This is a genomic window from Streptomyces sp. NPDC052016 (assembly GCF_044548445.1).
Taxonomy (GTDB): domain Bacteria; phylum Actinomycetota; class Actinomycetes; order Streptomycetales; family Streptomycetaceae; genus Streptomyces.
Genome location: NZ_JBIUBX010000024.1, coordinates 85,673 through 109,376 on the forward strand (window position 1 = coordinate 85,673; position 23,704 = coordinate 109,376).

The 23,704-nt window shown below is 70.7% G+C and carries 24 protein-coding genes and 1 pseudogene; 12 read left to right on the top strand and 13 right to left on the bottom strand.

Annotated elements, in window-relative coordinates; all coding sequences use genetic code 11:
* Positions 1-41: 41 nt before the first annotated feature.
* On the top strand, positions 42-833 hold the full coding sequence (locus ACIHAR_RS27775; RefSeq protein ID WP_400022425.1) for an MBL fold metallo-hydrolase: 792 nt from the start codon (positions 42-44) through the stop codon (positions 831-833).
* Positions 834-1,483: 650 nt separating this feature from the next.
* Positions 1,484-1,825 (top strand): VOC family protein, encoded by a 342-nt coding sequence (locus ACIHAR_RS27780; RefSeq protein ID WP_365453814.1) that lies wholly within the window; start codon positions 1,484-1,486, stop codon positions 1,823-1,825.
* Between the two features lie 123 nt (positions 1,826-1,948).
* Here the strand turns inward: ACIHAR_RS27780 and ACIHAR_RS27785 are convergent, their stop codons facing one another.
* The 3 genes from ACIHAR_RS27785 to ACIHAR_RS27795 form a co-directional block, all read right to left on the bottom strand.
* Positions 1,949-2,674, bottom strand: a complete 726-nt coding sequence (locus ACIHAR_RS27785; RefSeq protein WP_400022426.1) for a serine hydrolase — start codon at positions 2,672-2,674, stop codon at positions 1,949-1,951.
* A gap of 753 nt (positions 2,675-3,427) precedes the next feature.
* On the bottom strand, positions 3,428-3,886 hold the full coding sequence (locus tag ACIHAR_RS27790) for a GNAT family N-acetyltransferase (protein WP_365453808.1): 459 nt from the start codon (positions 3,884-3,886) through the stop codon (positions 3,428-3,430).
* A 111-nt stretch (positions 3,887-3,997) separates the two neighbouring features.
* A complete protein-coding gene (locus ACIHAR_RS27795) occupies positions 3,998-4,213 on the bottom strand; it encodes a hypothetical protein (RefSeq protein ID WP_365453805.1) in 216 nt (71 codons plus the stop codon).
* 433 nt (positions 4,214-4,646) lie between these two features.
* On the opposite strand from ACIHAR_RS27795, the gene ACIHAR_RS27800 reads away from it, so the two are divergent.
* The gene (locus tag ACIHAR_RS27800) at positions 4,647-5,054 is read left to right on the top strand and encodes a four-helix bundle copper-binding protein (protein ID WP_365453802.1); all 408 of its coding nucleotides are present in this window, start codon (positions 4,647-4,649) and stop codon (positions 5,052-5,054) included.
* Positions 5,055-5,223: 169 nt separating this feature from the next.
* On the opposite strand, the gene ACIHAR_RS27805 is transcribed toward ACIHAR_RS27800, so the two are convergent.
* On the bottom strand, positions 5,224-5,460 hold the full coding sequence (locus tag ACIHAR_RS27805; protein WP_365453799.1) for a DUF3072 domain-containing protein: 237 nt from the start codon (positions 5,458-5,460) through the stop codon (positions 5,224-5,226).
* Positions 5,461-5,677: 217 nt separating this feature from the next.
* Between ACIHAR_RS27805 and ACIHAR_RS27810 the strand changes: the two genes are divergently transcribed.
* The 4 genes from ACIHAR_RS27810 (at position 5,678) to ACIHAR_RS27825 (ending at position 8,692) form a co-directional block, all read left to right on the top strand.
* Positions 5,678-6,088: a hypothetical protein gene (locus ACIHAR_RS27810; RefSeq protein ID WP_400022427.1), complete on the top strand. Its 411-nt coding sequence runs from the start codon at positions 5,678-5,680 to the stop codon at positions 6,086-6,088.
* A gap of 86 nt (positions 6,089-6,174) precedes the next feature.
* Positions 6,175-6,900 carry a DUF6766 family protein gene (locus ACIHAR_RS27815; protein WP_365453793.1) on the top strand — a complete coding sequence of 242 codons (726 nt, stop codon included), beginning with the start codon at positions 6,175-6,177 and terminating at the stop codon, positions 6,898-6,900.
* A gap of 211 nt (positions 6,901-7,111) precedes the next feature.
* On the top strand, positions 7,112-7,858 hold the full coding sequence (locus ACIHAR_RS27820) for an SDR family oxidoreductase (protein WP_400022428.1): 747 nt from the start codon (positions 7,112-7,114) through the stop codon (positions 7,856-7,858).
* Between the two features lie 114 nt (positions 7,859-7,972).
* Positions 7,973-8,692 carry a leucine-rich repeat domain-containing protein gene (locus tag ACIHAR_RS27825; RefSeq protein WP_400022429.1) on the top strand — a complete coding sequence of 240 codons (720 nt, stop codon included), beginning with the start codon at positions 7,973-7,975 and terminating at the stop codon, positions 8,690-8,692.
* Between the two features lie 775 nt (positions 8,693-9,467).
* Here the strand turns inward: ACIHAR_RS27825 and ACIHAR_RS27830 are convergent.
* Positions 9,468-9,647, bottom strand: a pseudogene (locus ACIHAR_RS27830) (nitronate monooxygenase); the annotation flags it as partial.
* A gap of 65 nt (positions 9,648-9,712) precedes the next feature.
* Between ACIHAR_RS27830 and ACIHAR_RS27835 the strand changes: the two are divergent.
* Together ACIHAR_RS27835 and ACIHAR_RS27840 are read left to right on the top strand one after the other, a co-directional pair.
* Positions 9,713-10,270 carry a hypothetical protein gene (locus ACIHAR_RS27835; RefSeq protein ID WP_365453785.1) on the top strand — a complete coding sequence of 186 codons (558 nt, stop codon included), beginning with the start codon at positions 9,713-9,715 and terminating at the stop codon, positions 10,268-10,270.
* A gap of 72 nt (positions 10,271-10,342) precedes the next feature.
* On the top strand, positions 10,343-10,882 hold the full coding sequence (locus ACIHAR_RS27840) for a hypothetical protein (protein WP_400022430.1): 540 nt from the start codon (positions 10,343-10,345) through the stop codon (positions 10,880-10,882).
* 364 nt (positions 10,883-11,246) lie between these two features.
* Here the strand turns inward: ACIHAR_RS27840 and ACIHAR_RS27845 are convergent, their stop codons facing one another.
* Complete coding sequence (locus ACIHAR_RS27845) at positions 11,247-11,765, bottom strand: cupin domain-containing protein (RefSeq protein ID WP_365453779.1); 519 nt, start codon at positions 11,763-11,765, stop codon at positions 11,247-11,249.
* Between the two features lie 357 nt (positions 11,766-12,122).
* Here ACIHAR_RS27845 and ACIHAR_RS27850 point away from each other — a divergent pair, with 357 nt between their 5' ends.
* The 3 genes from ACIHAR_RS27850 (at position 12,123) to ACIHAR_RS27860 (ending at position 15,541) form a co-directional block, all read left to right on the top strand.
* Positions 12,123-12,773, top strand: a complete 651-nt coding sequence (locus tag ACIHAR_RS27850; protein WP_365453776.1) for a TetR/AcrR family transcriptional regulator C-terminal domain-containing protein — start codon at positions 12,123-12,125, stop codon at positions 12,771-12,773.
* Positions 12,774-13,047: 274 nt separating this feature from the next.
* Positions 13,048-14,037 (top strand): NAD(P)-dependent alcohol dehydrogenase, encoded by a 990-nt coding sequence (locus tag ACIHAR_RS27855; protein WP_400022431.1) that lies wholly within the window; start codon positions 13,048-13,050, stop codon positions 14,035-14,037.
* Positions 14,038-14,524: 487 nt separating this feature from the next.
* The gene (locus tag ACIHAR_RS27860; protein WP_400022432.1) at positions 14,525-15,541 is read left to right on the top strand and encodes a glycoside hydrolase family 11 protein; all 1,017 of its coding nucleotides are present in this window, start codon (positions 14,525-14,527) and stop codon (positions 15,539-15,541) included.
* A gap of 107 nt (positions 15,542-15,648) precedes the next feature.
* On the opposite strand, the gene proP is transcribed toward ACIHAR_RS27860, so the two are convergent.
* From proP to ACIHAR_RS27895, 7 genes are all read right to left on the bottom strand, one after another.
* On the bottom strand, positions 15,649-17,001 hold the full coding sequence (gene proP, locus ACIHAR_RS27865) for a glycine betaine/L-proline transporter ProP (protein ID WP_400022433.1): 1,353 nt from the start codon (positions 16,999-17,001) through the stop codon (positions 15,649-15,651).
* Between the two features lie 207 nt (positions 17,002-17,208).
* Positions 17,209-17,613, bottom strand: a complete 405-nt coding sequence (locus tag ACIHAR_RS27870; protein WP_400022434.1) for a hypothetical protein — start codon at positions 17,611-17,613, stop codon at positions 17,209-17,211.
* A 297-nt stretch (positions 17,614-17,910) separates the two neighbouring features.
* Positions 17,911-18,618, bottom strand: coding sequence for an MFS transporter (locus ACIHAR_RS27875; protein WP_400022435.1), 708 nt, complete (start codon positions 18,616-18,618; stop codon positions 17,911-17,913).
* A gap of 398 nt (positions 18,619-19,016) precedes the next feature.
* A complete protein-coding gene (locus ACIHAR_RS27880) occupies positions 19,017-19,190 on the bottom strand; it encodes a hypothetical protein (RefSeq protein WP_400022436.1) in 174 nt (57 codons plus the stop codon).
* Between the two features lie 328 nt (positions 19,191-19,518).
* On the bottom strand, positions 19,519-21,606 hold the full coding sequence (gene ligA / locus ACIHAR_RS27885; protein WP_400022437.1) for an NAD-dependent DNA ligase LigA: 2,088 nt from the start codon (positions 21,604-21,606) through the stop codon (positions 19,519-19,521).
* A gap of 405 nt (positions 21,607-22,011) precedes the next feature.
* Positions 22,012-22,422, bottom strand: coding sequence for a cupin domain-containing protein (locus ACIHAR_RS27890; RefSeq protein ID WP_365453749.1), 411 nt, complete (start codon positions 22,420-22,422; stop codon positions 22,012-22,014).
* A 213-nt stretch (positions 22,423-22,635) separates the two neighbouring features.
* Entirely contained in the window at positions 22,636-23,619 is a 984-nt protein-coding gene (locus tag ACIHAR_RS27895; RefSeq protein ID WP_365453746.1) for a DMT family transporter, read from the bottom strand.
* Positions 23,620-23,704: the final 85 nt, after the last annotated feature.

Here is a 23,704-nt window from a genome sequence, read left to right on the forward strand (position 1 = left end):
GTCTCACGGTTCAATCGACTTCATCCGTGAGGTGCATCGTCATGTCTTCTTCCGCTGCGGCGACCGTGCAGTTCCCCGTCCGGGTCCTCGGCGGCCCGACCGCCCTGCTCGAGTACGGTGGCCTGCGTTTCCTGACCGACCCGACCTTCGACGACCCCGGCGACTACCCGGTCCCCGGCGGCCCGGTCCTGACCAAGACCGCGCCCTCCGCGGGCACGCCCGCCGACCTCGGCCCCGTCGACGTGGTCCTGCTCTCCCACGACGAGCACGCCGACAACCTCGACCGTTCCGGCCGCGCTCTGCTCGCCGACGTCCCCCTCACCCTCACCACCCCCGGCGGTGGGGAGCGGCTCGGGGGCAAGGCCAGGGGCCTGGCCGACTGGGAGTCCGTCGAACTGGATCGCCCCGGCGGCGGCACCATCACCGTGACCGGAGTGCCTGCCCTGCACGGGCCCGGCGTGCGGGAGGCGATCGAGCCGATCGTCGGGCAGGTCGTCGGCTTCGTCCTGACGGGCGACGGCCTGCCCACCGTCTACGTCAGCGGCGACAACGCCTCGCTCGACCTGGTCAAGCAGGTCGCCGAGCGTTTCGCCCCGGTGGACACCGCCGTCCTTTTCGCCGGCGCCCCGCGCTTTCCCGTGCTCTTCGACGGCCAGTGCCTCGTCCTCGACAGCGCCCAGGCCGCCGAGGCCGCCCGCATTCTCGGCGCCCGCCGTGTGGTGCCCGTCCACTACGACGGCTGGGCTCACTTCACCGAGGGCCGTGACGACTTGGAGGCGGCCTTCACCGCCGCGGGCCTGGCCGACCGCCTGGACTGGGCCCGGCGCGACTGACCCCGGCGGGGCGCCCGCCGGGCGTCGGCGACGGCGGTGAGCCCCGTCCCGCGCCGTTGACACCGACCCCGGACGGCGTGGGATCCGGCGGCGCCCCTCGCGTGCGGTGCCGCCGTCACGTCGCCGGATCGGCGCCCCGCCCGCCGGACGCAGGCCCGTGAACAGGTCGCCGACCGCTTCGACCGCATCACCCAAGGCTGCGGCCCCCGTACATCCCACGCCGGGGCGGAAAGCGCGCCCGATGAGGCATCTTCTCCGAGCGCGGTTACCGCCTCCACCCGCCCAAGCAATGTTGCGCAGATCGTTGACGCTCACGACGAGGACTACGACTGGCTCGGCGAGCGCCTGTACTCCGACGGATACCAGACCTGGTGCCGTGTCGTGGACGGCAAGCTGGTGTGCCACCCGACCCGGACCTGGCTGACCGCGCGAGCGAACGCGGCGTAGAGGCCCTGGCAGGGGGGAGGAGGGCCGGCGTCCCGGAAGGGCGCCGGCCCTCGCGCCGTCGGTCCTCCGGCGACGGCGCCGGCGACGGCCCCGGTCGCCGATCGGGCCGACCATGGCCGCCCGCCGGATCCCGGCCCAGCGGGCCCGGCGCCGGCGGGAGCCGTCACCGGCCCGACGGGAGGTACCGGGCCTACGATGGCGTCATGCCCGTCGAGCTGTTCGCAGGAATCCCCGTGAAGGACTACGCAGCGGCTCTGGCCTGGTACGAGCGGCTGCTCGGCTCCCCGCCGACGTTCGTCCCGAACGACACGGAGGCCGTGTGGGAGCTGGCGGAACACCGGTACGTGTACATCGAGCACCGACCCGGGCACGCCGGCCACGCCCTCCACACCGTCTTCGTCGACGACCTCGACGACCGCGTGGCCGGCATCACCGAGCGGGGACTGGAGCCCAGCTGCCGCGAAACGTACGCCAACGGCGTCCGGAAGGTCACCTACATGGATCCGGACGGGAACGAGATCGGCTTCGGCGGCACGCCGCTCTGACCTCGCGGCCCGCCCGCGGGAGACGGCGAGGGGCGCTTCGGCGCCGGTCCGGGCGGTGGTGGGGGCCGCGAGTGCCGGAGCCGCGAGGCCGGGGCCGAGGCGCCGGCGTCGGTCGGGGACGGGTCAGGGGATGATCGGCGCCACGGGAAGCGGAGTGCCGCGAAGGGCGTGTACGGCTGACTCCGCCGCTCGCTCCACGGTGGATATGCCGTGGGACATGCTCCGGCTGCCGTGAGTGAGGACGACGAGGTAGAACGTGTGTCCGTGTGCTCTGACGCGCCCCATGCTGTTGATCGCCCAGCGTTGGGAGACGCGGCGTTGCAGCCAGCCGTTCTTGAGCTGCCAACGGGTGCCCGCCGCGGACACCCCCCAGTCCTGGTCGGCGTCGATCTGGCCCATGAGGGTCTGGATCAGGCGGCGTGAGTCCTCGCTGAGCGGCGAAGGGCCGGCGAACACGGCGCTCAGCAGGGCCAGTTGATCCGCCGCGGTGGTTCGGGTGAGGCCCCAGTGGGCTCCTGGTCCTGCTTGCGTCGACGTCAACCCCAGAATCCTGTTGGCCTCGGTGAGCCCTTCGCCGCCGCCGATACGCCGCCACAGGGCGTTCGCGGCGTCGTTGTCGCTGCTCCGGATCATCTCGGCGGCGGCCGACGTCTCCCAGAGGGTGAGCGACCGTTCCTCGCGCTGGGCACGCAGCAGCAGGGCCGCCAGGATGTTCACCTTGGCCAGGCTCGCGGTGATGTGCTCCTGTGAGCCGTACACCGCCCGTCGGCCGTTCCTGGGCTCCAGAACGGCGACCGAAACCTGGGTGCCGCTCCGGTCCCGGACCGGTTCGAGCGCACGAGCGAGCACGTCGTCGACATCCGGCGGGGCCGGCTCCCGCGAGCCGGGGCTGCCCGGCGGTGCTGGGGCCGGCCTGCTGTTCCCCGGCGCCGAAGGCGCCTGCCTGTGCGCCGGGCGTACGACCCGGTCACCGTTCTGGCCCTGACCGTGACCGGCCGCGAAGCAGCCCGTGAGCAGCATGCCCGCCGCCGACCATGCCAGCGCCACCCGTATCCGCTCCCGACGCGCGCAGACCGTGCCGTGACCGCTCGCAAGGGGCGGGACGGACTCGTGTCCCGTGCCCTGGGGCGGACAGGCAGCGTGATTCGGTCGCATCGGGAACCTCACTCGCACAAGCGGGCGACAGCCGGAACGGAAGAGCATGCCCACAGTTTTTTGCGGGGTGAGGCGCGCCGCATCCCGGAAGGGTTTCCCCCGAGTGGCGCAACACGCGCCCACCGGACATCCCCTGACGGCCCCTTGGAAAGGAAGCGAAAGCCCGTCTGTCCAGGCCCTGTGCACCTGCCCCGCGCCCCGATGCCGTACGACGCCGCACCCCGGCCCCGGGTGATGTGGCCCGAGCACGCCACTCTTGCCGGTGAGCGCGTGGCGGCGTTTGGGGGAGCGGGGCGGCGTGGGGGCGTCGAGACGGGCCGGGCGTGGAGTACGGGCGACGAGGCTCCTGACCGACCGAGAGGAGCGAACGCCCGGAACACGGCCGCCGCCGCATGACACCCCGCTGCCTCCGCAGGCCCCCGCTGCCTCCGCCGATCCGCGAGATGATCAGCGGCCGCGCACCGCCGAGGCCGGCTCGCGCACCATGAACACGTCTACGGGGTCCTCGGCCTCGAGGGTGAACCCGTGCCGCTCGTACAGTCGACGGGCCGGACTGCCCCGCAGCACGTTGAGCCGGACACGGGTGCCGTCGTGGTCGCACTGCTCGAGCAGCCCACGCAGCACGGCCGCGCCGATGCCGCTGCCCTGCAGGTGCGGGGTGAGGTAGAAGTGCTCCAGCCAGTGGGCGTCCTCGGCCGGCCGCAGCGACACGCAGCCTGCGAAGGTGCCGCCCACCTCGATCACCCAGGTGTGCGCGGGTGCGAACCCGTCTCTGAGCCGTTGCCGCACCCGCTGCTCGTCGTACCGCCCGAGCCGCTCCAGATCCGCCCGCAGCACTACGGCCCGCAACTCGGCCACCGCCTCGACGTCCGCCACCGAAGCCGGCCGAAGCCTCCAGTCCCCCACGATCATCAGACTAACGTCCGGGCGGCTCGAACATCCGCGCCCCCGCCCACCGCCCGCAGCACGGCCGTTCAACTGCCCCTTCCGGGGCGAGGGCGCGGCGGACGGCTGTCCCTAGCTGGATTCGCGGTCCAGGACGCGGCGGGCCGCCTCGGCCTCCGCCGCTTGCGGTGACAGCTCGTCGAGGGTGTCGAGTTCGACGTCCTCTTCCAGCTCCTCCTCCCAGGCCGCCGCGAGCCGTTCTTGTTCCTCGCGCGGTTTGGCGCCGACGGCCTCCCGGTGATCAGGGTCCAGGGCCGCCAGGAATCGTCCGACCGGGTCCGTCGGCATACCGTGCTCCTTGTCGCCGGGAAGGGTGCCGCTTGCTGCCCAGCATGGCCGACCGGTCCCGCGTCGGGGGTCCGACACGGACGGGGAGCCCCCTGATGGTCCCTCCGCCGGCCGCACCCTTGTCAGCGGGCGCCCGGTCGCTGTCACCGCGTGCAGCCTCTCTCCCTCCGCCGCGGACGACACCACCGACGACTGACCCGGCCGACGAGATCTCCCGACGCCCCGCACGTGGCCTCACCGGCGCGTCGCCCCCTGCTCCGCGCCCTGACATACTCCGCGGTCGCTCACCACGGCCGGACGCCTGGCCCCTGCAAGGACCCAGCCAGGTTTGTGCCGCTTGTCCGTGGCTAATCGGGCAGTGCAACGCCGGAGGCCGAGGAGATGAGCCCGCCGGGCCCGCCGGTCTTCGGCGGTCGAGAGGAGGCGCTCCCTCATGGCCACCGTCAAGGACATGCTCGCCACGTACCCGGCCGATCTCGGCGGCGTCGATCGCGAGAAGCTCACCAAGTGCATCGAGGAATGCATCGCCTGCGCCCAGGCGTGTACGGCGTGCGCCGACGCATGCCTGTCCGAGGGCATGGTCGGTGATCTCACCAAGTGCATCCGCACCGACATGGACTGTGCCGACATCTGCAACGCCACCGCGTCCGTACTGTCCCGCCACACCGGCTACGACGCCAACATCACCCGCGCGATCGTCACCGCGTGTGCCGTCGCGTGCAAAGCCGGCGCCGCGGAATGCGGGGCACACGCCGACCAGCACGAGCACTGCCGCATGTGCGCCGAAGCCTGCCGCTCGTGCGAGCAGGCGTGCAACGAACTCCTCGGAGCGCTCGGCTGATTCCGGCCACCGGAGCAGGGGCGGGGCCAGAGGACCTGCATGCGCGGACGACGTACGCGTGGACCAGGACATGCACGCCTTGTCGCCCTGCCCCAGCGCTCCCCGTCCGCCTCCGTTTCTCTTGGCGCCAGGGGAGTCGACCCTCGCCGCGGCGGGTGGGCGACGCCGCTCAGGCGCCCTCGCCGTCGGCGGGCCCGTGCTGCGGGTCCGCCGGTCGGCCCGTGCGCGGCGAAGCCTGCTGCAAGCGGTCGATCATCCGTGACGCCTCCGCCTTGGTGAGACCGTGGGGGACCTCCTCACCCGCCTCACGGGCCAGAGTGTGCAGGTAGCTCAGCTGCGGGCCGGTGGCCGGTTCGTCGCCGGTCACCCAGTCCTCAACGTCCTTGCGCGGATTGTCGTCGCTCATGTCGTCCGACTACCCCGCTTTCCCCGGCCGTCGCCACACACGCAACATCCCGACGCCGAACGGTGCAGCGAAGAGCCCTGTACGGCCCACGCGGCTGCGGAGCCGGTTTCCGTTCCGGTTGCGAACAGAGAGGGCTGAAGGTCCCATGAGCGGGTAACCGCATTGCACATGTACGACCGGGCGCTGCCCGATCAGTCGGGGGCGCGCGGGAGGCACGATGTCAGGACGGTGGTTCCGGTCGGGCATCGCGGTGGCGGTGGCCCTTCTCTCCGTCAGTGCGTGCGGCACGCTCTCCGAGCGGCGTGACGGAGTCACCCAGGAGGTCGCCCGGTTCGAGCAGGCGCTCGATGCGGGACAGCACGAACGGCTGTGTGCCGCTCTCGCGCCCGCCACCAGGGAGGAACTGGAGCAGTCGGCCAAGATGCGGTGCGAGCAGGCGATCGGCGAGCAGCAGCTTCCGGCGGCCGGTGCGATACGCGGCGTGGACGTCTACGGCGACCAGGCGCGGGTCGTTCTGGAGCACGATACCCTGTTCCTGGCGCATTTCCCCGCCGGGTGGAAGGTGACGGCCGCCGGGTGCCTGCCGCGTCCGCAGCGGCCGTACCAGTGCGAGATCGAAGGCGGGTGACAGGCCATGAGGACGTTGTTCGTCGGAACCCTGCTGGTGATCGCCGTCGGCCTGGCCTACTTCATGACGTTGGGACTGATGCACCGATGAGCCGCGCACCGGACCAGGGCACGAGCCAGGCACCGGCCCGGCACCGCGTGCGGCGTTTCCTCCTCCACAACAGTCTCGGTCTGTTCTTTCTGACGACCTTCCTGCTGTGCTTGATCGGCCAGGCCGTCGCCGGCCACGCGGAGTTCAACAACCAGCTCGTCACCGACGGCATGGAACCCATCGGTCTCGGCGCCTATGTGACGTCGTCGGACTTCGCCGTCGACGTCACGGAGAACTGGCAGTCGGAGTACCTGCAGTTCTTCCTCTACATTTTCGCCACCGTCTGGCTGCTGCAGCGCGGTTCACCGGAATCGAAGGAACTCGACAAGGCCGGTGTCGAGTCGGACGAGGACCAGATGGTCGGCAAACACGCCAAGGAGGAGTCCCCGCGCTGGGCCGCGGCGACGGACTGGCGCGGATTCCTCTACTCGCGCTCCCTGGGGCTGGTCATGGGCTGCATTTTCCTGCTGTCCTGGCTGACCCAGTCCGTCGCCGGTGTCGCCGCCTACAACGAACAGCAGCTGCGGCAGCTCCAGGCCCCCACCACCTGGGCCGCGTACCTGTCCTCCGCGGACTTCTGGAGCCGCACGCTGCAGAACTGGCAGTCCGAACTTCTGGCGGTCGGCTCCATGGCCGTTCTCGCCATCTACCTGAGGCAGCGCGGCTCACCGGAATCGAAGCCCGTCGGTGCGGCGCACGGCGCCACCGGCGTCGAAGGCTGAGCCCGGGCTTCGGCCGCCGGCATGCACGCAGCGGTGCCGTGACGTCCCGTTCCACGCGTTGCCGCAGTCCTCCTCATGCTCCGTACGAGTGCTGTCCGGGCCGAGCACCGTCCCACGTGCCGTAGCCGTGGGCATGGAAGAAGAAGCCGCCGACCGAGTCGGCCGGCTTCGTGCAGGATCCGGACCCGCGCAGCGACCGAAGGGCAAGACGTTGGCACTGAACACCTCGGCAGACCTTTCCGGACGACGTGCCCTGGTCACCGGCGGATCCCGGGGCCTGGGGGCGTCGATCGTCCACCACCTGGCCCGCGCGGGAGCCGACGTGTGCGTCGCCGACGTACGCCGTGACGAGGGCGAGAAGGTGTGCGCGGCGCTGACCGTGGAGGGACACCAGGCACGGTTCATGGAGCTCGATGTCCGGGACGCGGACTCCGTCGCCGCCCTCGTGCGGGAGCTCGAGCGGACCGCGTGGCAGGCGGACATCCTGGTCAACAACGCGGCCGTCGACGTCACCAAGCCGATCGAGCACCTGACCGCGGAGGAAGTCACCCGGGTCGTGACCACCAACCTGCTCGGCCCGATGTACATGTGCCTGGAGATGTACCGCCGCATGGTGGCACGCGGTGGGGGCCACATCGTCAACATCCTCTCCACCGCCTCCAACCGCACCTGGACGGAGGCCGCCCCGTACGCGGCGAGCAAGACAGGCCTGCGGGCGTTCACCCACACGCTGTTCCAGGAAGCCCAGCGCGACTGCCCGGGCATCGGCGTGACCGGCATCATCGCCGGTGGTATGGAGACGCCGTTCATCCTCGAGCGCTTCCCCGACGCCGACACGTCGAAGCTCCAGAGCCCCGACGTGGTCGCCGACGCCGTACTGTCCGCTCTGTCCGTCGTGCCCAGCAGCGTGGTGCCGGAGATGGTGGTCATCCCGCGCAACGAGCCTTCCTGGCCATGACCGGGCGGCGGACCGGGGGATCGGCCGGCTTCCCCATGCCGCGTCCCACTGTCGCCGCGGACTGCTGCGATGCTTTCGTCTGACCCGTCGGCATTCCGAGGAAGGGATCAGGCCGTGCCGCGCGTGCTGAACCTCTGGCGTCAACAGCTGGGAAAGATACCCGAGTCGGTCTGGGACGACAGCGAGGTGCAAGTGCTGATCCTCGCGGACAACGGGCTGACGGACCTCCCGCCCGAGATCGGCCGTCTGCGCCGGCTGACCACCCTGGACGCCGGTCACAACCGTCTCGTCTCGGTGCCCGACGAACTCGGCTCCCTCGCCGGCCTCGACGGCTGCCTCTACCTGCACGACAACGCCTTGACCGAGATCCCCGACGCCTTGGGGGAGCTGACGCGGCTGCGCTACCTCAACGTGGGCGAGAACGCCCTCACCGCCCTGCCCGAGGCCATCGGCCGGATGACCGACCTGATCGAACTCCGTGCACAGCACAACCGGCTGACCACACTCCCCGACAGCATCGGCCGCCTGCGGAACCTGCGCGAACTCTGGGTCCGGGGGAACGTGATCGAGAACCTGCCGCGGTCCGTAGCCGACCTGCACGAACTACGCCACCTCGACCTGCGGGAGAACGCGCTCGGCGAACTGCCGCAGATGCTGGCCGGTTTGCCCCGACTGCGCCATCTCGACGTGCGCAGCAACCACCTCACCCACGTGCCGGACTGGGTCGTCGAGATGCCCTCGTTGGAGAAGCTGGACCTGCGCTGGAACCCGTGCGACCCGTCACCACGGCTGCTGACCGAGTTGGAGCGGCGGGGATGCGTCGTGCTGACGTGACGACAAGTCCTTCGCGGACGCCCGATGACGGATGTGACCATGGGTGCGCATCCGCGGTTCGGCGGCCTCTTCGCCCGCCGGTCGCGGCGCATCCGGCTCGGCCGTGGCCGCCCTCGGTGAACCGTCTCCGTCAGTCTCGTCCCGCGCGGGCCGGGGCGGTGTCGGCCTGAGCGGCGAGGGCGGTGACGAGGTCGGCGGGGACGGCAGGTCGGTTGACGAGGTCGATGGCCTCCTCGCCCATACCGGCAAGGGCGGCGCTTCGCCTCGTGCCACGGCGGCCTGGTGGGCGACCTGGGCCTCGGGGGTCGCAGCGAGTTCCGCTTCCCAGCCCCGCCATTGGTCGAGGGAGGGATGGCCGAGGGTGCGAGCCGTGTATGTCGACGACGGCCATCGGGCCCCGCGGGCGATGTCGGAGACGCCGCTGCGCTCGGTGTCCTCCCCGCGCCCCTCGACGAGCGCCTGGGCGGTCGAGGGATCGGCCAGGGCCTCGGCAGTGACCTGGAAGCGGGTGCCGAGGAGCGCCCCTGCGGCGCCAGGCCCAGGGCGGCGGCCACACCGCGGCCCTCGGCGATCCCACCGGCCGCGAGTACGGGCACCGGGGCCGCCAGATCCACCACGAACCGGCACGAACGGCAGCCTGGACCGACCGTGCCGTGCGCCGTGCCCACCGCTCTCGGTGCCCTGCGCCCCGATGACGTCGGCGCCCGGGTCGACGGCCTGCCGGGCTTCCTCCAACCACACCCCACGGCTTCCCCGCACCCGCCACGACCGGCAGTTCACGGGCCGGCCAGTCCGCGTCCCCGCACCCGCCGCCCAGCGACCCGAGTCCGCCCCCGCGAGAGACGGCCGCCGCGAGGGCACCGCCGGCCGACCCGCCCATCGGTGCCGAAGCGATCGGATGCTCCACGCCGAACAACTTCGTGAACACCGTCGACCAGGCCAATCTCGATTCCATGGAAAAGTCGGGGTAAATTACATAAAGAAGACATATGGCACACGCCCATGAGGGGGTACTGCCCGATGTCAACAGGGACACTTCTAGCGATCATCATTCCCATCGTGGTCGTGATCGCCCTGGCGGCCGTGGCGGCTACCCTGCTCATGCGTCGCCGGCAGCTGCGCGAGCGCTTCGGCCCGGAATACGAACGCACGGTGGAGGACGCCGGCAACCGCATGGCCGGAGAGCGTGAGCTCAGGGCCCGCGAGAAGCGGCATGACGCGCTGGACATCAAGCCATTGGACAGCGGCGCCAGGGAACGTTACGCCCGGGACTGGTCCAGCGTGCAGGACGAGTTCGTGGACCGGCCGGAGGACGCCGTGCACGACGCGGACCGTCTGGTGACCTCCTTGATGCACGAGCGCGGTTACCCGACCCAGGACTTCGACCAACAGCTCAGGGACCTCTCGGTCGAGCACGGCCGCACGCTCGAGCACTACCGGGCCGCCCACGACGTCGAGGAGCTCAGCACCCGCCACGAGGCGACCACCGAACAGCTGCGGGGCGCCATGGTGCACTACCGGGCACTGTTCGACGAGCTGCTCTCCGACGGCGGCCAACCCCGCCGCGCTCCGGCCTGACCGACTCGGCGAACAGCCGGCGCCCCGATCCGGGAGAGCCGGGAGAACCAGGTGTCCGGGAACGGAGGAGACATGAAACGCGAAGACATACCCGGCACCGCCGCCGCGAGCGGCCTGTCCACCGACGACCTCGCCCAGCCTCGCGACCGGTCCGGCGAGGAGAGCGTGGCGGACACGCAGGCCGAAGTTCCGACCTTCCCCGGCGAGAGTACGGAAACGCCGAGTGCGCCCGCCGAAGGGACGACCGGGAAGGCCGGCCTGGGCGCCCAGGGCGAGACCGCGGAAGCCGACGCCGGCGGCTCGGACAAGGCGGCCGCCTCAAGCTCCGACGCCGAGGACGAGGCCATACAGCTCCTCACCCCGCAGGACCAGGAAGGGTTCCGTACACGCTGGCGGGAGGTGCAGGACAGGTTCCTGGACGACCCCCGCGGCGCCGTGCACACCGCCGACGCCCTTGTCGCCGACGTGATGCAGCGGCTGGCCGCCACATTCGCCGACCACAAACAGGAACTGGAAGGACAGTGGAACCGGGGCGAACAGGCGAACACCGAGGACCTGCGCCTGGCGCTGCGCCACTACCGTTCGTTCTTCAACCGCCTGTTGGTCACCTGACACGACGGGGCGGCGCGGCGGCACAGCGGACCGACATCCCCTGATCGCCGCGCCCGCCTGGGTGGGGATCGCCGCGTGCGCCTCGGTGGGGTGGGCCGCCGCGCCGCGCGGGGTTGGCCGACGCACGAGGGTGCCCGAGGGCTGTTCAAAGCCGTCGCAGGTTTCCGGCTGGACGCGGCAGCCGCCAGGTCGCCCTCGAAATACGTCCGACGCGTCCGAAAGAATGCGTCCGACGTCTTGCGATTTCAAGCCAGCGCGGCGCATTGTGGTCGCCCCACCGCCTCACCGGAACCCTCGGTTCCGACCTCCCCGGGGCGGTGGCACACCTCCTACGCCCTCGGCGTGCGCAAGCGGTCGCGCGGCTTCACGGCTCACCGAGGAGCTTGAGCCCGTACTGCTTCTTGAGCTCGTCGGCCCAGTCGGGGATGAGCCCGAGGTTGAAGCGGGCCGCCAACTCGGCGCGCTGCGCTTCGAAATCCTCCTGTCCGCTCGCCGTCTGCGCCACCTTGCCCAGCGTCTCGAAGAACCGCTCGAACCCGGCGGGCCAGATGATCTCGAGGAGCCTCCCGGGCTCGCTGCCCGCGTTCCAAAACGTGTGCGGGACGCGGCGTGGCTTGAACACGTATGTGCCCGCCTCGGCGGTGGCGACCCGGTCGCCGACCCTCACGCCGAACGTTCCCTCCAGGACGTACGACAGTTCGTCCTCGTTCTCGTGCACATGGGGAGGCACCAGGCGCCCGGGCTCCATCGGGTGCTCCACGATGGACAGACTGCCACGGGTGGCGTCCCCCCAGACCTTGAAGTCGACGCCCAGCCCGCCGAGGTCGGTCTTCTCCCCCTCGCCGGGGCCGATGACGAGGAGACCATTGGGATCGGTGATCACGGCTCTGGCTCCCTTCGCTCACTCACCTTCCAGCTTGCGCTCGTGGGGAAGGGCACGCCAGGCCGGTCGTGGCTGCCGGGATGCCGGCCGGACCGCAGGTGCGAACCGCCCTACCGCCGCCGGGTCGCAGCGCCGGCCCACGAACGTCGCCGGCGTCGTGAGCGCGAACGTCGGCAGAGCCGTGAGGGCAGGGTGACCAGAGAGGGCTCTCGGGTACCGGACGTGATCAGGTGGGTAGAGTGAGTGGGCGCTGCACACCCGCCGGGGGAAGGGCGGCCGGCTGCGGCCTTGCCCGTGTGAGAGGGGTTGGTGGAGATCGCCAGGCAGGCCCGCGCATCGGCGCAGGTTCGCGCGCCGTTGAGCAAGGAGCGGGTTCTGGACACCGCCGTCGCTCTGGCCGACGAAGGCGGAGTCGACGCGCTCAGCATGCGCAGGATCGCGCAGGCACTGGGTGTCGTCCCCATGGCGCTGTACAAGCACGTGGCCAACAAGAACGAGTTGCTGGACGGTATGGTCGATGTGCTCGTCGGCGAGATCGACCCGCCGGCCGCCGACACCGACTGGAAGACCGCCGTCCGCCTGCGGGTGCTGTCGGCCCGCCGCATGCTGCTGCGTCACCCGTGGGCGCCCGAGGTCATCGAGTCGCGGATCAAGGCGAGGACCACCCCGACCCCTGCGGTGATGGAGTACCTGGACTCGATGATCGGCATCTTCCGGGCCGGGGGCTTCTCGGTCGACCTGGTCCACCACGCGATGCACGTCATGGGGAGCCGTCTGCTCGGTTTCTCCCAGGAGTTGTTCGAGGACGCATCGGACCGCGAGCCGGATCCGGACGCGATGCCGCCGGAGGAGATGGCCGCGCGCTACCCGCACATCACCGAACTGGCCATGGCGGTCACCCATGACCGGGGGTCCGTCGTCGGCGCGGGTTGTGACGACCAGTTCGAGTTCGAGTTCGCTCTGGATCTGATGCTGGACGGTCTCGAACGGCTCCGACGCTCGGCCTGACCCAGCGGCGAACGGCCCGACGACAGCACTCGCTTGAAGTCGTCCGCCCTCACCCGTTGCCGCGACCTGCCCTTCCCTGTTTCGCGCCGCCTCGGGCGCAGCGCGCCGAGGACTCGACGAGCTGCGGCCCTTGACGGGTGTACGCCGTACACCTACCTTCTCGAGCAGTGAGTGGTGTACGCCGTACACCCGACTCCGCTCGCCCAACCGGTCGGTGCATTTCCCGGAGAAGTCGGCGAGCAGGTCATCGTTCACCGAGTGACGGGGGAAATCGATGAAGGCGATGCTTCAGGAACGGTTCGGCCCGCCGGAGACCCTGCGACTGGCGGATATCGACCGGCCGGAGGCCGGAACGGGCCAGGTGCTGGTGCGGGTGCGTGCCGCCTCGCTCAACCCCTACGACTGGCACATGCTGCGCGGCGACCCGTACGTGGCGCGGCTGATGGGTGGGGTGGGGCTGACCCGGCCGAAATGCCGGGTGGCCGGGATCGACGCGGCCGGGGAGGTGGTGGCGGTGGGTGCCGACGTGCGCGCATTCCAGCCCGGCGACGAGGTGCTCGGTTTCTGCCCGGGCTCGTTCGCCGAGTACGCGCGCACCACCGCGGATCTGCTGGTGCCCAAGCCCGCGCGTCTGACCTTCGAGCAGGCCGCGGCCGTGCCCATGGGAGCGGTGACCGCCCTGCGCGGTATCCGCACCGTCGGCAAGGCGCAGGCCGGGCATCGGGTGTTGATCAACGGGGCCGGCGGTGGCGTGGGCACGTTCGCCGTGCAGATCGCCGCGGCCCTCGGCGCGGAGGTCACCGGGGTGTGCAGTGCGCGCAACGCCGAACTGGTGCGCTCACTGGGCGCCGCGCACGTCGTCGACTACATCCGGGAGGATTTCACCGCGGGGCGCGAGCACTACGACCTGATCCTGGACAACGTCGGCCATCACCCGCTGGACCGGCTGCGTCGGGTGCTGACCCCGGCGGGGACCCTGGTGGCCAACGGCGGTGGATCGCCCGGCCGTGTGTTCGGGGTGGTGGGCCATACGCTGCGGCTCATCGCGGCTGACGCGTTCGCCCGGCAGCACCTCCGCGTGATCATCCCGACGGCCCCGGCCGGGTCGACCCGCGAGGACCTGCTCGCCGTCACCGCGCTCATCGAGGCCGGCCGCCTCGCCCCGGTGGTCGGCCGGACCTACCCCCTGGCGGACGCGGCCGAAGGCGTACGCCATGTGGAGGAGGGCCACGCCCGCGGCAAGGCCGTGGTCACCGTGCCGTGAGTGTGTCGGAGGCTCCGTACCACCGGGAGGCCTTCACGCCCCCGCACTCCCATGCCTGCCTCTCGCGGATTCCTAACGGTAATCAGGTCGAAACTTTCGAAGCGTCAGACCGGCTACGTGATCTGGCGACCCAAAGCTTCGCCACGCCATGATGGCTCAATCGCTCACACGTGCCCGTTGAACAGCACGGATCTCCTCAACGGGCACGCCTAACGCGTTCGAATCTTTCGTATGAAAAGGCGAAACCATTGACAGTTGACAGGGGCAGACCAAAACTGTCGGGCGTCGGCAGGGCTCAGTCGCTGCCGATCCGGGTCGCCCAGTGATCCGGCTCCGGTCGCTCAAGCCACCGCAACCGGCCAGGTCCGGCCGCGTTGCGCGACGCCCTGCGCGGTCGCCTTCGTCAACTGGTCACCGACGACCCGCAAGGTCGCGTCGGGCTGCCCGGCCCCCATCGGCCCCCTGAGGACGAGGAGGAAGGACGCACATGAACGACGCACCCGCACCCCCGGCGAGCCGAGCACGCGGTCGGTACCGGCCGCTCAGCCGCTTCAGGCTGCTGATCAGCAGCGTCTGCACCCTGCTGCTGGTCGCCCTGGCCGCGATGACCCTGCCCGGTACCGCCCACGCCGACACGGTGGTCACCACCAACCAGACCGGTACCGACAACGGCTACTACTACTCGTTCTGGACCGACGCCCCGGGCACGGTCTCCATGACCCTGAGCTCCGGAGGCAACTACAGGACCTCCTGGAGCAACACCGGCAATTTCGTGGCCGGCAAGGGCTGGAGCAACGGCGGACGCAGGACCGTGACCTACTCGGGCACCTTCAACCCGTCCGGCAACGCCTACCTGGCGCTCTACGGATGGACGTCGAACCCGCTCGTGGAGTACTACATCGTCGACAACTGGGGCACGTACCGGCCCACGGGGACGTTCATGGGCACCGTTACGAGCGACGGCGGTACCTACGACATCTACAAGACGACGCGGTACAACGCCCCGTCCGTCGAAGGCACTCGCACCTTCGACCAGTACTGGAGCGTCCGGCAGGCCAAGAGGACGGGCGGCACCATCACCACCGGCAACCACTTCGACGCCTGGGCCCGCGCCGGAATGACCCTGGGCAGCTTCAACTACTACATGATCATGGCGACCGAGGGCTACCAGAGCAGCGGCAACTCCAACATCACGGTCGGTTCGGGCGGCGGCTCCGGTGGGGGTGGTGGCGGCAGCAGTGGTTGCTCGGCGACCCTGTCCGCCGGTCAGCAGTGGAGCGATCGGTACAACCTCAACGTCTCGGTCACCGGCTCCAGCAACTGGACCGTGACGATGAACGTGCCCTCACCGGCGAAGATCCTCTCCACGTGGAACGTCAGCGCCGGCTACCCCAGCGCTCAGGTGCTGACGGCGAAACCCAACGGCAGCGGCAACAACTGGGGCGTCACGATCCAGCACAACGGCAACTGGACCTGGCCGACGGTCTCCTGCAGCGCGACCTGACCCGTGAGGAGCCGGGACCGCGCACCCGGGGCGCGGTGACCACGGTCGCCGCGCCCCGCTTTCTCGGTGGCCGCGTCCCGCGGCCCAGTCCATCGGTCCGGGCGTCCTCAGCCCTCCAGCGAGGGTGCCGAGCCGGGCAGCGGGCGCCCCGCCGACTCCGCCATGAACCACACGGCGACACCACCGATCACGGCCGCGGCCATCATGTAGTACGCGGGCATCATCATGTTCCCGGTCGCCCCGATCAGGGCCGTCACCACCAGCGGGGTGGTGCCGCCGAAGAGCGAGACGGAGACGTTGAAGCCGATCGACAGCGATCCGTAGCGGACCTTCGTCGGGAACAGCGCCGGCAACGCGGCCGGCATGGCCGCCGTGAAGCAGACCAGCAGCAGGCCCAGCGCGCCCATGCCGAGCGCGACCGCGAGCAGGCTGCCCTGTCGGATCAGCAGCAGGGCCGGGACGGACAGCAGCAGGAAGCCCGCACACCCCGCGGCGATCACGGGTCGGCGGCCCACACGGTCGGTCAGGGCGCCCGCGAAGGGCTGGACGACCATCATCAGGGCCATCACGCCGAGGACGACGAGCAGGCCGTGCGTCTCGTCGTACTTGAGCTCACTGGTCAGATAGCTCGGCATGTACGACAGCAGCATGTAGTCCGTGACGTTGAAGACCAGCACCAGGCCGACGCAGAGCAGCAGCGCCCGCCACTGGCCCGTGATCATCTGGCGCAGCGGCACCTTCGGGCGGCTGGACTCGGCCTTCTCGAGCTCGGCCGCGAACGCGGGGGTCTCCTCCAGGCGCATCCGCAGATACAGGCCGATGATGCCCATCGGGCCCGCGATCAGGAACGGGATCCGCCAGCCCCAGCCGATCAGGTCTTCGGTGGACAGCAGGGCGGTCATCACCGTGACCAGGCCCGCGCCGCCGATGTACCCGGCGAGCGTGCCGAACTCCAGCCAGCTGCCGAGGAAGCCGCGCCGCCTGTCGGGCGCGTACTCGGCGATGAAGGTGGAGGCGCCCGCGTACTCGCCGCCGGTGGAGAAGCCCTGCACCAGGCGGGCGGCCAGCAGGAGCAGCGGGGCGCCGACGCCGATCGAGGCGTACGACGGGATGAGGCCGATGGCGAAGGTGCCCGCGGCCATCATGATCATGGTGAGGGCGAGCACCTTCTGGCGGCCGACGCGGTCGCCGAGCGGCCCGAAGACCATGCCGCCGAGGGGGCGGACCAGGAAGGCGGCGGCGAAGGCGCCGAAGGTGGAGAGCAGCTGGGCGGTCGGGTTCCCGGAGGGGAAGAAGACCTTGCCCAGGGTGACCGCGATGTAGCTGTAGACGCCGAAGTCGAACCATTCCATCGCGTTGCCCAGCGCGGCGGCCTTCACGGCGCGCTTCACGAGTGCGGGGTCGGTGACGGTGGCGTTCTTCGGGACGGTCGGATGAGTCGTGGGGGGAGAGGTGGTCATTGCAGTCGGCAAAACTGAGCTCGCCTACTTTCGTCGGGGGCAGGAACGGGTCTGCTCGACGGCGCCGGCGGCAGGCCAGAAAACGACCATAGAGGGATCTATGCCTTTTACGGGTCGTGTGCACTTCATTGCAGACTGCAGCTAAATGCTGTGTATGCAGGCCCGTAAGCCTGCTTCGGAGTGCTCTCCGTCTGATCGCGTTGTGAGTCATCTCGCGTCCTGTGGGCGCAACCGAGCCGTCCGCCCCCTGCCGTCAATGGGGCAAAAGGGATGGGTATCGAGTGTGGCGACGAAGTGCGGATCAAGCGGGTCCGCCCCTTCGTGTGCTGCTGCGAACGCCTGCCGCAGCGCCAGGAGGCGTGTCCGCCGGGTCAGGCCGACGTCGTGCGAGGGAAGGGGCGGGGCGTGACGGACGTCCGGGCTGACGGAGGAGGCGATCGCGGCGATGAGCATCACCGTGGTCACGGAGCCGATGGGGCCGACACCGGTGAGCAGGTAGCCGGCACCGAGGGAAGCCACCGGCATGACTTCCGAGGACAGCGTCATGGCCGCGCTGGTGACCCGCCCCAGTAGCTCGTCGGGTACCAGGACGGTTGCGTACGTGGTGATCACGACGCTCCACATCGGACCGACGAACGCGCAGGCGGCGCCGATGGCGCCGATCAGCAGAGGGCTCGAGGTGAGGGTTGAGGAGAGGCAGAAGCGCGGCCCAGATCCGGTTGACGCCGACGATGACGGTCCTGGGTCTGAAGCGACGATGGAGCGTGCTCGCCGCGAGGGCGCCGATCAGGCCGCCACCGCTGTAGATGCCGAGCATCATGCCGATGGTCGTGGATGTGGCGCCTCGGTGCTGGGCGAGGACGACAAGCGTCAGTACGAGGATCTGGAAGACCAGATTGCTGACGGTGATCAACAGGATCGCCGCGCGGATGAGGGGGTGGCGCCAGACCCAGCGCACACCCGTGGTGGGTCGCCTGCCACAGCGGTTCCGACGGCGGACTCGACCGGTTCCGCAGGTTGCCGCGGACGAACAGCAGCCCGACGGAGGCGACGACATAGGAGACCGCGTCGGCCAGGAAGGGCGCGGCACGGTCGATGCCGAAGAGCATGCCGCCCAGAGGAGGACCGGCCAGAGCCGGCGCCGCGACTCCTGGCCTCGTTGTGGGCGACCGCCGTGGACAGGAGCGCGAGGGTGAGGATGGTGGGGAGGGCGGCGCGTTCGGCCAGCCCGAAGAAGACGAAGCGCAGTCCCTGCACGAAGACGACCACGGCAAGGTGCGCGACCGTGAGGACGTCCCACCACATGACCATCGGGACGGTGGCGTGCGCCAGTCCTGCGACGCTTTCGCTGATCAGCAGGATCCTGCGGCGATTCCACCGGTTCACCAGCGCTCCGGCAGGCAGATTGGCGATGAGGAAGGGGGCCGCGCCGGCGGCTCCGACGATCCTGGTGTCGGAGGGCGATCCGGTGGTTGCCGGCACGAGCAACGGCATCGCCGTCCCGCTGATCTGGGCGCCCAGGGTCGAGACGACCTGACCGCTCCACAGGGCGACGAGATTGCGGTTGCGCCATAACGAAGGCTGTTCGGCGGCCCCCTCCGTGGTCGGGGCGGTCACGACGCGTCCCCGCTGTCCGGGGTGGGAAGGGGTGGAACATCACGGAGACGTGCCGGCTGCCGGGAGCTGCCTGTGCGGGGTCCCGGTGCCAGCGCGAGAGGAAGGCGATGTACTCCTCGCCGAACTCGGCCAACTCCTCGGCGGTGAGCATTCGTGCCGCCGAAGGAGTGCATCGCGGCGGCGGCGAACTCGCCGAACGCCTCCCTGCCGGACAGGTGGGCGGACAACTCGCGATCGGCACGCTCCATCCACTGCCGGCCGATCTCCTCCGCGGCGACAGCGACCTCGGGATCCGTCGAACGGCGCGGCAACCGAACGTCCTGTGGGATGGCTGGCCAGTACTTGGGGCGCCCGGACGAGCGGTCCGTGTCCTCTTCGATGAACCCGAACCGGGCCAGCTACCGCAGGTGATAACTGGTCGCCCCGCGACCCTGACCGACCTCGACGGCCAGATCGGCAGAGGTGGCCGGGACATGGCGCTGCAGCCAGGTGAGCAGTTGCTGGCGCAGCGGGTGAGCGAGTGCTTTGAGCGCGTCGATGTCGGAGAGCACGCGCGGTTGCCACTCAGGCATGACGAGCAGATAGCATGCGCAGATTTCTTCTCAAGAGCTGGTGCGACTTCTTTGCCAGGGAGCCGAACAGCAGCGCGCGGCGCCTTGTGGAGAGGGCGAACGGGGCCGGACCTCCGCTCCGTTGAGGCCCGGCGATGCAGCCTCGCTCGCGAGGTGACCCGTACCCCGAAGGAACTGGCAGGCGGGCCGCCGGGGCCGGCCACGGTGCAAGCCGGCCGAGTCCGGCAGGCCCGTCGACCGCGCGGTGGACGCTTTCCGCCAGTGCTTCCGGTGGTCCGGTGCCCCGGTGCTCCCGGAGCCCCCGGCGCCTGCGCGGGGACTGGAGTGCTCAGGTGAGGTGGTCGGCTATGAGTGTGGCGAACTCGTCGGGGGTGGCCAGGCGGACGCCGAGTGCTTCGGCCTTGGCGCGCTTGGAGCCGGCGTTGCCTCCGGCGACGACCAGGGTGGTCTTCTTGGAGACGCTGGAGGAGGAGCGGCCGCCGGCGCGCTCGATCAGCTCGTTCATCTGGTTGCGGCTGAGCTTCTCCAGGGGGCCGGTCATGGCGCCGGTGACCACCACCGTCATGCCGGTCAGGGGACCGGTCGGCTGTTGTGCAGTCGCCGTGCTGCCTTCGGCGGTGCTGTCCTCCGCGGTGGGCGCGGTGACACCGGGCTCGGTCATGTTGACGCCGGCTGCGGCGAGCTTGTCGATGAGCGGGGCGAGTTCGGCCAGTTCGGCGACGATGGACGGGGCCTTCTCGGTGCCGATGCCGTCGACCTGTTGGATGGCCTCGGCGTCGGCGGCGCGGAGACGGTCCATGGTGACGAAGTGCCGGGCGATGCGGCGGGACATGGAGCGGCCGGTGCCGCGGATGCCGAGCGCGCACAGCACCCGCGACAGCGGCTGGTTCCTGGCTGCGGTGAGGGCGGCCAGGAGGTTGTCCGTGCTGGTCTCGCCCATCCGCTCCAGGCCGAGCAGTTGATCACGGGTGAGGGTGAACAGGTCGGCGAGATCCGCGACGAGGCCGGCCTCCACGAGCTGGACCACGCGGGTGTGGCCGAGGCCCTCGATGTCGAGCTGGTCGCGGCCGGCGGCGTAGGAGAGGGAGGCCACGAGGTGGCAGTTGCGGCCGTTCTCACAGCGCCAGCGCTGCTCGCTGGTGTCGATGCCGGACCCGCAGCGCGGGCAGCTCTCCGGGAAGACGATCGGCTGTTCGTCGCCGGTGCGCAGATGGGCGACGGGCGCTTCGATACGGGGGATGACGTCGCCGGCGCGGTGGACCATGACGTGGTCGCCCAGGCGCAGGTCGCGGCGGGTGATGTCGGCGGGGTTGTGCAGGGTGGCGTAGGTGATGGTGGAGCCGTCGATCTCGACCGGTTCCAGGACGGCGCGCGGGGCGATGATGCCGGTGCGGCCGACGTTCCACTCCACCTCGAGCAGGCGGGTGATCTTCTCGACGGCGGGCAGCTTGTAGGCGATGGCCCAGCGTGGCGCCCGCGAGCCGGATCCGGCGGCCTGCTGGTCCGCGGCCAGGTCGGCCTTGACGACGATGCCGTCGATCCCGAACGGCAGCGCCGGCCGCAGCGCGGCGATCTCCCGCACCCGGGCCAGAACCTGCTCGACGCCCGTGGCGGTGACGCCGGGCACGGCGGTCGCGGCGGTGGTGTTCACGCCGAGGCTCGCGGCCCGGGCCATCAGCTCGCTGTGCGCGCCCTCGGCCGGCCGGGCGGCGAGCACGGTCCCGGTGTCGGCCAGGGGCAGCAGGCCGTAGCCGAAGAAGGTCATGGGCACCGTGTAGGCCCGGTCCTTGGCGCGCAGGGTGCCCGCCGCGGCGTTGCGCGGGTTGGCGAACGGCTGCCCGCCGTGCGCGGTACGTATCTCGTTGGCGTACTCGAACTGGGCGGTGGTCATGAGGACTTCACCGCGCATCTCGACCGTGACCGGCTCGGTCAGCTGCTCGGGCAGGCCCTCGATGCTGCCGATCGCGTGCGAGACGTCCTCCCCGGCCGTCCCGTCGCCCCGGGTGATCAGCCTCGTCAGACGGCCGCGGGTGTAGCGCGCTGCGACGGCGAGGCCGTCGAGCTTCGGCTCCACGCTGAAGCGCTCCACGTCGCGGCCGATGCGCCGGGCCATCGACGCGGTCCAGGCGGTGAACTCCTCCGGAGAGAACACGTTGTCCAGGCTCAGCATCGCCACCGTGTGCGGGACGTCTCCCTCCACCGCGCCGCCGGCGACCTTCCCTGTCGGCGAGTCGGGCAGCACCTGCCCGGGGTGCTCGGCTTCCCACGCCGCGATGCCGCGCACCAGGCGGTCGTAGGCGTCGTCGTCCAGCACCGACGTGCCCCCGGAGTAGTAGGCGGCGGACGCCTTCACCGCGTCCTCCACCGCCTGCGCGTAGGCGGCGGCGTCCACGATCACTGCAGCAGGTGTTGTCATGGGCGTCATCCTGCACGCCACCACTGACAATGGCGCCGTGCCGCTCCTCGTGCGAGGTTCCACCGCCTGCTACCACCCTGCTGCCTTGCGGCCCGTACGGTCGGGAGCAGCCGGGCGCCGCCGCGTGATCCTGCACCTCGACGAGTCCCGGACTTTCGAGGTCGCCGAGCGGGCCGGTCACCGTGACCCGGGCGCCGAAGGGACTACGGCGTGCCCATGGCCGCGGTCGCCCGGCACCGCGGGGAACTCCTCGAAACCCCCGGTCTACGACGGCCCCTACGCGCGGGCCGTTCGCCCTGGTCCACACGTGGGGCCGCCGCCGGTGGCTCGAGCACTCCAACCTGACGGTGGGCCGCCCCGGCTTGATCCGGTGGTCCGGCCGGAGAGCCGGAACACCGGTGCGCATCATGACCGGGTGACTCGCAGGTGTCGCCGTTCGGCCAGCTCCTCCGCGCCGACCACGGTCAGAACCGGGGTGCCCGGCGGCGCGAACATGGTCACCACCAGCTGCGACTGCGCGTCCGGAAGGTTGTTGGCGCCTTGGTAGTGGATCACGTCGCCTCCGGGTTCGAACAGGGCGTCACCGGCCCTCAGAACCCGGGGCGGCTGCCCTTCCAGCTCGAAGAGGATCTCGCCCTGGGTCACGTAGCCGAAGATCGGCCCGGGGTGCCGGTGCGGCGGGGCGCCGGGGTCGCCGGGCGGCAGGGTGACCCGGATGGTCCGGGCCTCGGCGCCGGCCGGGATCCGGGCCGCCGCCTCGGGCAGGGTCGTGAGTACCTCGACGCCTGGGGGCAGGTGTGCGTGCTCAGCGCTCATGTGGTTCCTCCGAACGGGGACTGTCTGCAGGAGAGACAGGACGGCCTCCTCGTCTGTGACAGATCCGCGCGGCGGACCTGCCCAGGGCCGCGCCGCGGATCCGGTCGCCCGAGCGGATGAGGGGACCGCCGGATCGGCGAAGGGTGCCCGGCCGAGGCGACCGGGCTGCCCCGGGTCGGAGCGGGGTCGGCGTGACGCGGCCCGACATCGACGTCATCTGCCGCGCGGGGCCGGCGCCGCCTCCGCCGCCGTCCGAGCGGTCGCCGTCCCGCTGAGCCCGCTCTTCCCCGCCTCCGGCGTCGCCACGGCTCCCTGTGCCCGCTCGATCATGCCCAGCGCCACTCCGACGATAATGACGACGCCGCCCATGACCTGGGTGAGCCGGATCGACTCTCCGTTGATCACGACGGCGCCGACGACGCCGAAGACCGGGACGAGGTTGAGGATGTTGACGGCGACGCTCGACGCCATCCTGCGCAGGCCGTAGTTGTAGAGCAGGAAGCCGCCCACCGAGCACGCCACGGCCAGGTAGACCAGCAGTGACGAGGCGGTCGCGTCCGGCATCCGCCAGTCGTCGGCCTCCAGCAGGGACGCGAGCAGGAAACCGGCCGCGCCCGCCAGGGTCTGGTGGTAGGTGACGCTCACGGCGTCCTGGCCGGCACTCGCGCGCTTGCCGAGCACGTTGTAGCCGGCCCAGGCCAGCCCGCCGAGCAGCAGCAGGATGTCCCCCAGCCAGCGCGAACTGCCGCCGACCTCGGCCCCGTTGCGTACGACGAGGAAGGCGCCGACGGTGGCCAGCAGCACGCCCGTCACCCTCGGCAGCGGCATCCGGGTGCGGTGGACGACCAGTTCCACCAGCATCGTCATCAGCGGGTACGTGGCCACGATCAGCGACGCGTCGGACGCCGTGGACAGGTCGACACCGACGTTCTCCAGGACGAAGTACACGGTGATGCCGAGGAACCCGCTCAGGTGGAGCTGTCGCCGCTGCCGCGCGTCCGGCCGGACGGGACGCTGCCGGCCGAGCCGTACCAGCACGCCCAGGACCAACGCCGCGAGACCGAACCTGATGGCGCCGATACTGAGCGGGCCGACGTCCTCCAGGACCACCTTGGTCACCGCGTACGAACTGCTCCACAACAGCGCGGCCGCCATGACCGCACACACCGCCCACACCGAGGGTCCCCGTTCACGCATGCCAACTCGCCCTTCCCGACCGCCGATTCCCGCCGACCGCGCCGTGACCGAACGAACGTCAGTCAACTAGGCTGGAGGCTAACAA